Origin of the sequence: Candidatus Rickettsia colombianensi (assembly GCF_003664375.1) — a bacterium.
Classification (GTDB): domain Bacteria; phylum Pseudomonadota; class Alphaproteobacteria; order Rickettsiales; family Rickettsiaceae; genus Rickettsia; species Rickettsia tamurae.
Genome location: NZ_RAQN01000009.1, coordinates 24,528 through 36,315, shown reverse-complemented (window position 1 = coordinate 36,315; position 11,788 = coordinate 24,528). Strand labels below are relative to the sequence as shown.

Sequence of the window (11,788 nt, the reverse complement as noted above, 5' to 3'; positions counted from 1 at the left end):
TTATCCGTCATTGCGAGAAAAAACTACAAGTTTTGACGAAGCAATCTCAGGATATTTAACGAGATTGCCATGCTCCCTACCTCCCTACGGTTGCTCGCAATGACGAGAAAACTACTCTTCGTTAAATATTAGCACTTCAGCAGTATTTTCCCATTTTAGCATTTCGTCGTATTTAGTATGCCAAATACGCATAATTTCTTTTTCATATTCTACAATTTGCTCTTCTAATCCTTCAAATTGTTTCACCATTTGACGTGCTTTAGAAAGTATCGTGTCATTAGTAACATCAAAAACTTTTTTCAAATGAAGGTCTTGTTCTTCTTTGTAATTTAAATGAGCCGCTCTACCAAGTTCGGCATCTTTATGCATATCTTCACTTCTTATCTGTATTTCAAAATTACGCTTAGAGTGTAAAAGCTGCATTATATTATGAAGAGACTGATAGCCGTTGCTTTTTGGTCTATTGATATAATCTTTGGTGTATAACCAATCTAAATGCGGAGAACTCGTAACTACGTCCAAAGCATTATAGCATAGAGCTTCAGATTTAACTATAATCCTACATGCAATTAAGTCTTTCAATGCATCAATCGGCACTTCTTTCCTTTTCATCTTTTTTAAAACAGAATAAGGTTCTTTAAGACGCATATATATCTCATTTTCTATATCTGCTTTATTTAAATCTTCTTTAAGCAGATTAATAATATCACAAATCAAATCCCCTCCTGCTACCTAAAATTCTATATATCTCTATTCTCAGTAAATATTACCTATAGCTTTTAGAACTTAAATCCACAAGACTTTTCATAATATTATTCAAGTAATTTATAAAATTAATTCTTTAACTAAAAATTAAAAAACAAATTAATAGTAAAAATAAATTTTTTCAATATAATTTGTTTAATTAATTTTAACTTAGATTAATTGAATAAGCTCCTTAATAGCCATTTTACGGCTAAATACCTGCCGTTGTGCAGTTCCGTTGTCATCCCGTGGCTACGACCACGGGATCTTGCATCACAGACTGTGTCCTAAGATACCGTGGTCAAGCCGCGGTATGACATTAAATAAATAATAGCATTCAAGCAATAAACAAGTCAGAAAATTTATCTATAGAACCTTCCGAAACACTTCCTAAAACTTCAGACATTTTGTTAAATTCTCCGGTACATTCAAGCACTATATCTATGCCTACATCTAAAACTCCTTTGGTAATATCTGCCATACTACCGCTTAAAGCTTTCATATCTATTGCATCGGAAATAATAAGCCCTTTAAAACCAATATTATTTTTAATATAATCGATAACTATTCTGGATAGAGTTGCGGGGTTGTTTGGATCAAGAGCTTTGTAAATTATATGTGCCGTCATAGCAAGCTTAATATTATCGTGCTTCGCTAGCTCCTTAAATACTTTAAAATCTGTTTTTTCTAACTCTTCTATACCAGCATCGACAATCGGTAATTTTTTATGGCTATCCACCGTAGCTCTACCATGACCAGGAATATGCTTAATGCAAGCTGCGACTTTCTCTTCTTGTAATCCGTCTATAGCAGCTAAACATAAAGGTACGACTACTTCCGGCTCTGAGCAAAAACTTCTATCTCCGACTATCTTGTCTGCTCCTTCGTGGATCAAATCCGCTACCGGTGCAAAATCTAGATTAATGCCTACTTCTCTTAGCTCTTTGCCTATATTGCTATAGTTTTGTTTGCACTCTTGCACATCAACGAAAGTTTGAGCAGCCGGAGCGTTATAAAAAGTCGGTGCTATGAGCCTTTTTACCCTACCACCCTCTTGATCTATAGAGATGATAGTATTTTCCCCTAATACTTCTTTTATATCTGCAATAAGCTTAATAAGGGCTTCTTTATCTTGCTCACCGTTATCATTCTTTCTAATATTACGACGGAATAAAATTACACCTAAAGGATTATGCTCTTCAAATAATTCTCTTTCGGCATCGGTTAATTCAGGACCGGATATACCTATAATGACCGGCTTTACCATTTGTCTATTGTCATAATATGCTCCTTTCTTTAAAACGTGATATGACAAGTACTATACGCAAGTCATCGAGGAATCGGCAAGAATTTTTTTTATTTGAAGAGATAAATTATGAAAGTTGGTAAGTAATACATCGATTCTACTCGATGAACTTGAAAAATTGGCTGAGTCGTCTTTATAAGCCCTCGGATACTCACGTACTTCTGTATGCTCCGCTCCTCGGCTTACAGACTCCTCGCTCTTTTCCAAGTTAATCTTCGTATAACTCGTTTTGCAGCAAGATTTTTGAAGTAAATCAATATCATTAGCAGTATAATATTTTCTATTATTTATTTTATAATTAGATAAATCAGGGATTTTTGTCTCTAGATATCTTAATTGATGTAAAGCAATATTTAAATGCTTAATCACTTCACTAGCAGAATAATATTTTTTTGTTAGATTATTTGTCATGGTTGTTGATTAAAGCTTTTAATTTGGAAGAAGGGACAAAACGTAAATTCTTTTTTGATTCTATAATTACCGATGATTTGGTATGAAAATTTATTCCGGGACGTGGATTTTTTTGTTTAACCTCAAAGCTACCGAAATTCTTTAAAGTTAATTTTTGTTTCTTTGCTATTTCTAAAATGTTAGAAAAAACCGTATTAACTATTTCTTCACATAAATTATTTGAAAAACCCAATTTGGAGCTTAACATAGCTGCAATTTTTTCTTTGGTAATAGTCATAAATAATACCGATTTTTAAGGGTATATTGTCCGCAGTCATTGCGAGGAGAAACTATAAGTTTCGACGAAGCTATCTCAGGAGATTATCCTACTTTATGAGATTGCCGCGTCGATGCTACGCATCTCCTCGCAATGACGTTAAAAAATTACGAATCTGCTTTTTCTTTATCGTTATTATATTCATTAATCATTAATATTTTTATTTAGCTCTTCTAATTTATCCACTAGGTACTGACGTATTTTTTCTTGCTTCTTGCTTTCTGCTTTTTTATAATCTTCCATTTTTGCTTTTACATCATCTATAGATTTTTGCAGTTCTTCACCTTTTTTATCTTTCTGATCTTTCACATTCTTTTTTATCTCTGCAACGCTTTGGGCTATCTGATCATAAGTATTGCTTAAGGTCTGATTAAATTTATCGGCTCCCGTTTGTGCTAGGTTTGTTAAATTGTCTTTTAATTCCTGTAAGTTTTCGGTAATTGTTTTTGTACTGCTTGTAGCTACTTCTTCAGTTTGCACTTCATTTGCTTTTGTTGCATCCTTGGTAGGCGAATCTGCAAAAATGCTAGGTGTTAATAATAATGTAGCGGTAGCCCCTAGTGTTATTAAGATTTTTTTCATTATATTATCCAATTATTTATGTTTATTATTATATTGTTCACTTTTTTTACTTAAATCATCAAGTTTTTTTACAAGAGTTTGTCTATATTCTTCTACTTTATCATCTTTAATTTTCTGATAATCCTGCAACTCTTTAGTTAAATTTTTATATTGCTCTTTTATAGTTTCTAAAGAATAATCTTTACTATCCTTAGCATATTTCTCTAAATCATTAATTTTAACGGATAATTTATCCGCCACTTCATGACATTTTTTATTAAAATCGGCAGTAATAATTTTAACAGAACCTTTAAGATTATTATGTAATTCTTCAAGTGCTTCCCCTTATAGTTCTCATAAAACCTCTTTTTAAAAATAGTTAAGAAAAATTAAACTTAGGTATTATATCAGAATCATAAATAATATAACTTTAAAAAGCAATTTTAAAAAATACATATTTAATATATAGTTATTTGTATCAAATAACTTTGAGGATTTTATGACATTAGAACTAGGAAAAAAAGTTCCTGATTTATCTTTACACATAGGTAAAGATAAAATAATTAAACTATCGGATTTAAAAGGAAAATTCATAGTATTATATTTTTATCCGAAAGACAATACACCTGGATGTACTATTGAAGCACAAGATTTTAACAAGCTAAAACCGGAATTTGATAAACTTAATACGGTAATTATCGGAGTATCCAAAGATAAGCTTGACTCTCATGATAAATTTAAAGAAAAATATAGTTTAGGATTTGATTTAGCCTCTGATGCAAATTCAAATTTATGTGAACAATTAGGGATATGGATAGAAAAATCAATGTTCGGTAAAAAATATATGGGCATTGATAGAGCTACGTTTTTACTTGATAAGGAAGGCATAGTTAAGCATATTTGGCGGTCGGTAAATGCTAAAAATCACGCTCAAGAGGTACTTGAAAAATTACGGACTATGCTTTCTTAAGTGTTGTTACGTGGATCAATTCCACCGCTGTCATACCGTGGTCAAGCCACGGTATGACACCGAGCGTATGAGACCGTTCAGTCGCTCACAATGACGTTTTATTTTTTCCATCTATTATGAAACCAAAACCATTGAGAAGGATTTTGCTTAACCCATTCTCCTAGCATTTGATTAATATTAAGCATAATATTATAGCAATCAACTTTATTATCACCGGTTTGCTCAAACTTTAATTGCGGGTGAACTATTACTTTAAAATAACTGCCTTTAGTTCTAATAATTTGGCAAGGTATAATTGGATATTTATACTGCAAAGCAATTTTAGCGATGGAGTTTGCAGTCATAGCAGGGTGCCCTAAAAAAGGCAATTCAATTCCATCGTTCATTTTTTGATCAACAAGCATAACAATAGATTCACCCTCCTTGATAGCCCTAACTAAAGCTCTGCTACCTTCAGGACCTTTTGGTATAAGTCTTAATTTATCACCGGCACGGCTTTCATTAACCAACTTGTCAACATACGGGTTATTTGCTTTACGATAAATTACAGCAACTTTCAGATAAGATTTATGAAGAATCTTAAGACTAATATCCCAATTGGCAAAGTGACCGCTAAATAATAAAAAGGGTTGTCCTTCAAGTTTTTTAATATTTTCTATGCCGATTATTTCGATTCTACGCTTTAATTCGGCTTCATCCATCTTGTCGACATATGTAAATTCACCGATAAATCTGCCAAAATTATCCCAAGTCTGATCTATGATTTTTTCAACATCACACATATCGCCGAATACTGCTTTAATATTTCGTCTAGCAATTTTATTAACGGCAAATAATATACCGACTTTTCTTGCTATAAAACTACAAATATCTGCTGCTTTATCTACACCGAATATTCCTATTACTTTAAGGAATATAACGACGATAAAATACTCAATTAAATATCTGAGCTTTTTTAAAAATTTTTTCATTTAATAAATCAGGGTTGTTTATAGATAGTTCTACATCTAGACAGACAATATTATTATTTAAATCATTAAACTTAACGTGATCTTTTCTTGTAGTAATTAAGGTAGCATTATGCTCTTTAGCTAATGAATATAAATTTTCTAAATCTGCTTGTAAATAATTATAATGATCAGGAAAAATTTTGTAACCGGTTATATTTAATCCGTAATGTTTTAAAGTCGAAAAGAAACGCTCAGGATTACCGATGCCACTAAAAGCAAAATAATTTTTAGTTTTATCTATATTATTTGAAGGAACTATTTGAGCATTTATTAACTTATTGACATAAGGAGTTAAAATATTCGGTATTTTATCATTGGTGCTACTGACTAAAAAAATTAAATCAACTGCATCAAGGGCTTTATTTGGATACTGCCTTAAAGGACCGGCAGGAATTAGAAAGCCGTTGCCGGAAAGCCTTTGGCTATCTACTGAAACTATAGTAAAATCTTTATGAAAATAAGGATTTTGTAGGAAATCATCAACTATTATTATATCAGGTTTAAGCTCGTTAATTAACGGTAAAATCTCTTTAATATTTTTAGTAGCAATAACTGTTCCATGCTTTGCAAGTATTACTCCCTCATCTCCTACCTCTAATGCTGTATGTCCTTGATGTATGGTAGTTGCACTTTTAAGGTTACTACCATAAGCCTTAGTTACTATTACAAAACTTACATTTCTAACTTTTAGTAATTTGGCTAGATACATTACTATCTGCGTCTTACCCGTACCTCCTACGCTACAATTACCGACACAAATAACTTTAGCAGGCAACATAATAGGACGTGCTAAACTAGCTCGTAAATAGCCTAAAAATTGATATATCAAGCTTATAGGTAAAAGCAAATAAGCTATAATATTTCGCTTCTGCCAAAATTTAGGATATAAAAGTTTGATCATAATTTAACATTTACGGCAGTTAAAAATAAAATCAAAAGGATTAATTGCTTTATTGTCTAGTAGAATTTCAAAATGCAAATGTTCACCCATTGCATTACCGGTTCTTCCTTGTATACCGATAAATTGACCTCGCTTAATTTTATTTCCTTCCTTGACTGACATTTCCTTTAAATGAGCATATTTCGTAACCAATTTGCGTCCATGTTTAATCTCAACAAAATTCCCGTAATCAGGTGCTCTTGCCGCTTTTATAACAATTCCGCTTGCCGCTGCATATATCGGCGCTGCTTTTTTAGCTTGTAAATCAATACCGCTATGGAAACATTTCTTTTTTCTTTTCTTTTTATGAGGACTTTTTCTAATTCCGTAATGGCTAGTAATTTTCGGCTCATATTCCGGCATCATAAGCGGTATTGTACTAATTATTTTATCAAGCTTGGTTAATTCCGAGATATTATTCCTATGAGTTTGTTTTTTTGCAAAATAGCTAGCTTCCGGTTTAGAGAGAAACTTATATTTTGAATTTAGTTTTGTTACAACTGCCTTTATATCAGCTATTTTTATTTCGGCTGCTTTATTAAATTCTGCCGGGTTTTTATTATGGAATTTTTGTAAAAAAATCTTATTCTGTTTAGGACTATTAATTATTAGACCTAAGTTTTTTGCATATATACATTTGCTATTTTTGTTTGTTAAATCATACTGTACTACTAAATCCGCATGGCTGATTTTATATTTTTGCTTTAATTGAGATGAAGTGGTAGAAAGTAATGTAGTATCACTAGATTCTTTAATACTGCTACAACCTTGAACCAGAAAAACTATAAACAGTAAAAAGATATATTTTCGAAAAGACATTAAAAGTAAATATACTCCTGTGAAATGAAGAGTTGATATACGAAGCTCAATTTGGAAAAGAGCAAGGCGTTTTGAGGCTTTTAACCGCAGCATACATACTAGTACGTGAGGATTAAAAGCAAAAAACAACGAAGCCAATTTTTCAAATTCAGCAAGTATACGTAAATTTTAAATTTAAAATATTGCTTAAATAACCAGTTAATTTTTCTAATTCTTCTCTAATATTTAGAGGATTAATTAACATTAACCCACACTTTACCATATTTTTATCACTATATAAAAGCTCATATTCAATAATGATAGTTTCTTTAAATCCGATATTCTTGTAATTTGTGGTAAAAATCACGGACTAAAGATAAATCTTTTATAGGATACCAAATTAAGACGGTATTATTAAGAACTCGTAGCTTAATTTTTTTAAGTGCTTCGAGCAGTTTTTGAAACTCATTTTTTACTTCAAAAGGCGGATCAAGAAAAATTAATCCTCTATTCTCTTTAAAGGGTAAAAAAGCTTTTATAGCATTATAAGCATCTATATTATGTGTATTATTCGGTAGTAGTTTTTTTAAACTCAAGTAATCACTTGGATGAAGTTCGCAAGCAATTAAGCGATCATTTGGTCTTAATAATTGTTTAATTATTAAAGATGAGCCGGGATAATGATTAAGACCTGCTAGGTTTACTATATTTAAGAAAGTTTGTAAAAGCTGAGGAATAGGATCAGTAGCTTGCAGTAGTTTATTAATGCCCGTATCGCTTTCTAAAGTTTTAGAAGCCGCCTCCGAGTTTAAATCGTAAAGACCTAGCCCAGCAAAAGCATCTAAAACCGCAAAAGGTTTTTCTTTTTTCTTGAGCTGTTCTAAAATCGCAATAAGTACTAAATGTTTGACTATATCAGCAAAATTGCCTGCATGATCAATATGACGATAGTTCAAAATTATAATCCATATTTCTTTTTTAACAATTTTGCTGCTTCTTCTGAAGAATATAATTTCTTATTTGGATTATTACTTCTTGCTAAAGCAATTTCTGCATCTTCTCTATCTTCTTTTAATTCACGTAAGTAATTCTTAATTACCACTCGTACTAATTGAGCTTTACTAACCATAAAACTAATCATTTATTAAATTTATAATTAAGTTAATCATTAATTCTTTTTGTATAGGATCGCTTTCTGCAATAAGTAATGCTAATGATGTCATAGCACTTACTCCAATATTTTTTAACCCAATTTTTGCTTTGGTAAGATAAAGTAAACAACCTATTCTTTTATTACCATCACTAAATGGATGATCTTTTATTATGAAATATAACAAATGAGCCGCTTTTTCTTCTGCCGAGTTATATAAAGATTTGCCGTCAAAAGTTTGATCAATATTACCTAAAATTCCTTTAAAACTATTGTCTCTTTCAGCTCCAAATAAATTACTTATTTCCGCATCCTCTTGCTTGCCTAATTCTTGCTTTAACTTTTTAATTGCTTCTAAAGATTCTTGGTAGCTTAATAATCCATTAGTTTCTGCTTGTAATTTTGTCGGTGGATTTAATTTGTCTTCATCATATTTAACTAATATCTCCTATGTTTTAGAGTAATTCCTTATAAGATTAATTAATTCTTGTCCTGTACTATTTACTAAATTTTGATTTTCAAAGTATTTGTTAAAAGTTCTACCATTTGTTGTAGATTATTTAATTTCTTTTGAGTAATTTTATCTTGATTAATACTATAGCCTTTAATGAGATATTCTTTAAGTAAGTTAGTAGCCCACTTTCTAAAGGCGATCCCTCTCTTAGAATTTACCCTATACCCGACTGATATTATTGCATCTAAATTATAATATTCTACTTGGTATGTTTTACCGTTAGCGGCAGTTGTTGCAAAAAATGCAACAACTGCTTTCTCTTCTAATTCTTGCTCTTTAAATATATTCTTTAGATGTCTTGAAATTACTGATTTATCTCGGGCGAATAATTCTGCTATTTGATTTAAAGATAGCCAAACTGTTTCGTCTATTATCTTAACCTCAACATTAACTTCCCCATTTTCATCTTGATAAATTACTACCTGGCTTTCCATTTCTTTATTCATTGTTTTAAACATTTTTTATGAGCGTAAGCCATTCTTCTTCATCAATAATTTTAATTCCCAGCTCTTTAGCTTTTTTAAGTTTACTGCCTACATCAACGCCTGTTACGACTAAATCCGTGTTAGATGATACGCTAGCTGCAACTTTAGCTCCAAACTTTTCAGCCGTTGCTTTAGCTTCCGCTCTAGATATCGTCGGTAAGCTACCGGTAAATACTACTATCTTGCCTGTTAAACTGCTTTGTTCTCTAGTCTCTTTATAATCTTCAATATTTAATATTTCACCAAGTTTTTTGATAAGTTCAATATTTTCTTTAATGTCAAAAAAATCAATAATATCTACTAAAATCTTATAGCCGATACCCTCTAAATCATTTAGTTTTTGATAGATATCCGAATCGTTTTTACTAAGTAATTCCATTTGAGCTATAAAATTAGCATAGCTACCAAATTCTCTAGCAAGTAATTTAGCGTTTTGTTCACCGATATGCCTTATACCTAATGCATATATGAACCTTGGTAAGCTAACGTTCTGTGATTTTTCTATATTTTTAAAAAGATTCTCTACTGATTTTTTACCCCACCCATCCATGTTCTCAAGTTTTGTTAAGCTAGAATCATTTTTTTCTTTTAAAAAGAAAATATCGAATGGATTGCTAATTAATCCCTTATCTATTAAAAACTCAACTTGCTTACGCCCCAATCCTTCAATATCCATAGCATTTTTCGATACAAAATGACGGATACGCTCATAATTCTGAGCAGGGCAGTTAAGACCGTTATCACAGCGTATAATAATATCTTCAGGTACATAATGTAATTTAGAATTGCATGACGGACAAAATAAAGGAGTATCAAACATTGTTGTATCATTAGGACGTTTATCAAAATCAACTCCCGTAATTTGAGGAATAACGTCACCGGCACGTTGCAGAAATACATAATCGCCGATACGTACGTCTTTTCGCATAATTTCTTGAAAATTATGCAGCGTTGCTCTGCTAACGGTTACCCCGCCTATTTCTATAGGTTCAAGCTCGGCTACCGGTGTTAACGTACCGGTTCTGCCTACTTGCACCGTAATAGAAAGCAGTTTCGTTTGTCCTATTATAGCAGGAAATTTATGAGCGGTAGCAAATCTTGGAGATCTAGCAATAAACCCCATTCTATTTTGCAGTGCAAAATCATTTAGCTTATATACTACTCCATCAATTTCATAAGGTAAATTTTCTCTATTTGTTTTGAGATATTCATAAAAAGCAAAAATTTCTTCTTCGGAATACGCAAGTTTTGATATCTCATTAACGCTAAAGCCGAATTTTTTTAATTTTGTAAGTAGTTGATCTTGTGAAGAAGCGAGATTCTGTTCAGTTACCCCTCCTGAATAAACAAAATATTTGAGCGGCCTTTGAGCCGTAATAGAAGCATCAAGTTGACGAAACGAGCCGGCAGCAGCATTACGAGGATTGGCAAATTTATCTCTGCCCTGCTCTTCCTGTTCTTTATTTAGGTTTAAAAAATCTTGTTTCTCAATATAAATTTCCCCTCGCACTTCTAAAAACTCCAGAGCATTATCTATTTTATGAGGAAAATTTTTGATTGTTTTAATATTTGCCGTTATATCTTCACCGACATATCCATCACCTCTTGTAGCTCCCGCTGTAAGCAGCCCATCTTTATAAATAGCAGAAAAAGACAAACCGTCTATTTTAGGCTCACAAAAGATAGGAACAAACTCATCAAGGCGTAAGAAATTTTTTATACGATCTACAAAATCTCTTACATCTTGCTCGTCAAAAGCATTACTAAGAGATAGCATTGGTGCTTGATGCGTAACTTTATCAAATTTATTTGCTATTTTAGCCCCTACTTTTTTGCTAGGACTATTTTCTAGAATTAGATGGGGAAATTTCTGCTCTAGCTTTAGATTGGTATTAAATAGCTGGTCATACTCGGCATCTAAAACTAAAGGATTATCTTCTATATAATAAGCATGATTATATGCTGCTATTTTATCTGCTAATTCTTCTAGTAATTTTTTTGCTTCTTCTTCAGATATTAAATCAATATTTTGCATTAGTAATTCATACTTTTATTTAAAATTCGGATTTAATAATGATATCTACATTGTAATATATAAATGGTTTTACCTTTAATAGTATATATTAACCTATGTTCGTGATTAATCCGGCGAGACCAATAGCCTGATAAATCGTACTTTAAGCCTTCAGGTTTACCGATTCCCGTAAAGGTAGAACATGTAATATCTTTAATTAGCTCATTTATTTTTTCTAGAATTTTTGTATCATTTTTTTGAAAGGACAAATAATCTGCCCATGCATCAATGTGAAATGATATTTCCATTATAAAGACATTGTTTTAAAGTTTTTATTTGCTTCAAAATCATTAATTGCTCGTTTTAGTCTTGCAGCATTTTTAGGGCTTTTTAATAAGTATAAAGTTTCCTCCATAGCATTATAGTCTTCAAGGGACATAATAACCACCGGTTTTTGTTTTTGTCTAGTTACAACCACTGAAGTGTGATCTACACAAACTCTTTCCATAATATCTGCAAAATTATTTCTTGCTTTAGTGTAAGATATTGCTTCCATAATACGACATATT

The 11,788-nt window shown here is 31.5% G+C and carries 15 protein-coding genes and 2 pseudogenes; 1 reads left to right on the top strand and 16 read right to left on the bottom strand.

All coding sequences use genetic code 11. The features are described 5' to 3' along the window. Window positions 1-111: 111 nt before the first annotated feature. The 6 genes and pseudogenes from D6968_RS02560 to D6968_RS02535 form a co-directional block, all read right to left on the bottom strand. A complete protein-coding gene (locus D6968_RS02560; protein WP_121543205.1) occupies window positions 112-717 on the bottom strand; it encodes a bifunctional (p)ppGpp synthetase/guanosine-3',5'-bis(diphosphate) 3'-pyrophosphohydrolase in 606 nt (201 codons plus the stop codon). 364 nt (window positions 718-1,081) lie between these two features. Then, window positions 1,082-2,011, bottom strand: a complete 930-nt coding sequence (locus D6968_RS02555; protein WP_121543203.1) for a glycoside hydrolase family 3 N-terminal domain-containing protein — start codon at window positions 2,009-2,011, stop codon at window positions 1,082-1,084. Between the two features lie 51 nt (window positions 2,012-2,062). Beyond that, window positions 2,063-2,461, bottom strand: a complete 399-nt coding sequence (locus D6968_RS02550; protein WP_121543201.1) for a palindromic element RPE5 domain-containing protein — start codon at window positions 2,459-2,461, stop codon at window positions 2,063-2,065. Further along, window positions 2,451-2,738: an HU family DNA-binding protein gene (locus tag D6968_RS02545; RefSeq protein WP_121543199.1), complete on the bottom strand. Its 288-nt coding sequence runs from the start codon at window positions 2,736-2,738 to the stop codon at window positions 2,451-2,453. The genes D6968_RS02550 and D6968_RS02545 overlap by 11 nt, the downstream gene beginning before the upstream one ends. A 146-nt stretch (window positions 2,739-2,884) precedes the next feature. Further along, window positions 2,885-3,359, bottom strand: a pseudogene (locus tag D6968_RS02540) (hypothetical protein). A 12-nt stretch (window positions 3,360-3,371) separates the two neighbouring features. Continuing rightward, window positions 3,372-3,599: a hypothetical protein gene (locus D6968_RS02535; protein WP_245969144.1), complete on the bottom strand. Its 228-nt coding sequence runs from the start codon at window positions 3,597-3,599 to the stop codon at window positions 3,372-3,374. 238 nt (window positions 3,600-3,837) lie between these two features. Here D6968_RS02535 and bcp point away from each other — a divergent pair, with 238 nt between their 5' ends. Continuing rightward, window positions 3,838-4,308 (top strand): thioredoxin-dependent thiol peroxidase, encoded by a 471-nt coding sequence (bcp, locus tag D6968_RS02530; protein ID WP_121543195.1) that lies wholly within the window; start codon window positions 3,838-3,840, stop codon window positions 4,306-4,308. A gap of 98 nt (window positions 4,309-4,406) precedes the next feature. On the opposite strand, the gene D6968_RS02525 is transcribed toward bcp, so the two are convergent. The 10 genes and pseudogenes from D6968_RS02525 to D6968_RS02480 form a co-directional block, all read right to left on the bottom strand. Continuing rightward, window positions 4,407-5,279 (bottom strand): lipid A biosynthesis lauroyl acyltransferase, encoded by an 873-nt coding sequence (locus tag D6968_RS02525; protein WP_121543193.1) that lies wholly within the window; start codon window positions 5,277-5,279, stop codon window positions 4,407-4,409. Next, window positions 5,242-6,219, bottom strand: a complete 978-nt coding sequence (gene lpxK, locus D6968_RS02520; protein ID WP_121543191.1) for a tetraacyldisaccharide 4'-kinase — start codon at window positions 6,217-6,219, stop codon at window positions 5,242-5,244. Before lpxK ends, D6968_RS02525 begins: the two co-directional genes overlap by 38 nt. A 3-nt stretch (window positions 6,220-6,222) precedes the next feature. Beyond that, complete coding sequence (locus D6968_RS02515) at window positions 6,223-7,077, bottom strand: M23 family metallopeptidase (protein ID WP_121543189.1); 855 nt, start codon at window positions 7,075-7,077, stop codon at window positions 6,223-6,225. A 148-nt stretch (window positions 7,078-7,225) separates the two neighbouring features. Continuing rightward, window positions 7,226-8,012 (bottom strand): annotated as a pseudogene (gene rlmJ, locus D6968_RS02510) (23S rRNA (adenine(2030)-N(6))-methyltransferase RlmJ). 2 nt (window positions 8,013-8,014) lie between these two features. Next, the gene (locus D6968_RS02505) at window positions 8,015-8,197 is read right to left on the bottom strand and encodes a hypothetical protein (RefSeq protein WP_032138961.1); all 183 of its coding nucleotides are present in this window, start codon (window positions 8,195-8,197) and stop codon (window positions 8,015-8,017) included. After that, window positions 8,190-8,555: a Fic family protein gene (locus D6968_RS02500; protein WP_281269444.1), complete on the bottom strand. Its 366-nt coding sequence runs from the start codon at window positions 8,553-8,555 to the stop codon at window positions 8,190-8,192. Before D6968_RS02500 ends, D6968_RS02505 begins: the two co-directional genes overlap by 8 nt. 155 nt (window positions 8,556-8,710) lie before the next feature. Next, window positions 8,711-9,178 (bottom strand): virulence RhuM family protein, encoded by a 468-nt coding sequence (locus D6968_RS02495; RefSeq protein WP_245969142.1) that lies wholly within the window; start codon window positions 9,176-9,178, stop codon window positions 8,711-8,713. Further along, the gene (gene ligA / locus D6968_RS02490; protein ID WP_121543185.1) at window positions 9,171-11,240 is read right to left on the bottom strand and encodes an NAD-dependent DNA ligase LigA; all 2,070 of its coding nucleotides are present in this window, start codon (window positions 11,238-11,240) and stop codon (window positions 9,171-9,173) included. Before ligA ends, D6968_RS02495 begins: the two co-directional genes overlap by 8 nt. A 32-nt stretch (window positions 11,241-11,272) precedes the next feature. Continuing rightward, window positions 11,273-11,527, bottom strand: a complete 255-nt coding sequence (locus tag D6968_RS02485) for a Txe/YoeB family addiction module toxin (RefSeq protein WP_121543183.1) — start codon at window positions 11,525-11,527, stop codon at window positions 11,273-11,275. Then, window positions 11,527-11,775 carry a type II toxin-antitoxin system Phd/YefM family antitoxin gene (locus D6968_RS02480; RefSeq protein WP_008579252.1) on the bottom strand — a complete coding sequence of 83 codons (249 nt, stop codon included), beginning with the start codon at window positions 11,773-11,775 and terminating at the stop codon, window positions 11,527-11,529. Before D6968_RS02480 ends, D6968_RS02485 begins: the two co-directional genes overlap by 1 nt. Window positions 11,776-11,788 lie beyond the last annotated feature (13 nt).

Bases quoted from the DNA above. Each gene is read 5' to 3' on its own strand.
- D6968_RS02555 (WP_121543203.1), bottom strand. From the start codon at position 2,011: ATGGTAAAGCCGGTCATTATAGGTATATCCGGTCCTGAATTAACCGAT.
- D6968_RS02550 (WP_121543201.1), bottom strand. From the start codon at position 2,461: ATGACAAATAATCTAACAAAAAAATATTATTCTGCTAGTGAAGTGATT.
- D6968_RS02545 (WP_121543199.1), bottom strand. From the start codon at position 2,738: ATGACTATTACCAAAGAAAAAATTGCAGCTATGTTAAGCTCCAAATTG.
- bcp (WP_121543195.1), top strand. From the start codon at position 3,838: ATGACATTAGAACTAGGAAAAAAAGTTCCTGATTTATCTTTACACATA.
- D6968_RS02525 (WP_121543193.1), bottom strand. From the start codon at position 5,279: ATGAAAAAATTTTTAAAAAAGCTCAGATATTTAATTGAGTATTTTATC.
- lpxK (WP_121543191.1), bottom strand. From the start codon at position 6,219: ATGATCAAACTTTTATATCCTAAATTTTGGCAGAAGCGAAATATTATA.
- D6968_RS02515 (WP_121543189.1), bottom strand. From the start codon at position 7,077: ATGTCTTTTCGAAAATATATCTTTTTACTGTTTATAGTTTTTCTGGTT.
- D6968_RS02505 (WP_032138961.1), bottom strand. From the start codon at position 8,197: ATGATTAGTTTTATGGTTAGTAAAGCTCAATTAGTACGAGTGGTAATT.
- D6968_RS02495 (WP_245969142.1), bottom strand. From the start codon at position 9,178: ATGTTTAAAACAATGAATAAAGAAATGGAAAGCCAGGTAGTAATTTAT.
- ligA (WP_121543185.1), bottom strand. From the start codon at position 11,240: ATGCAAAATATTGATTTAATATCTGAAGAAGAAGCAAAAAAATTACTA.
- D6968_RS02485 (WP_121543183.1), bottom strand. From the start codon at position 11,527: ATGGAAATATCATTTCACATTGATGCATGGGCAGATTATTTGTCCTTT.
- D6968_RS02480 (WP_008579252.1), bottom strand. From the start codon at position 11,775: ATGGAAGCAATATCTTACACTAAAGCAAGAAATAATTTTGCAGATATT.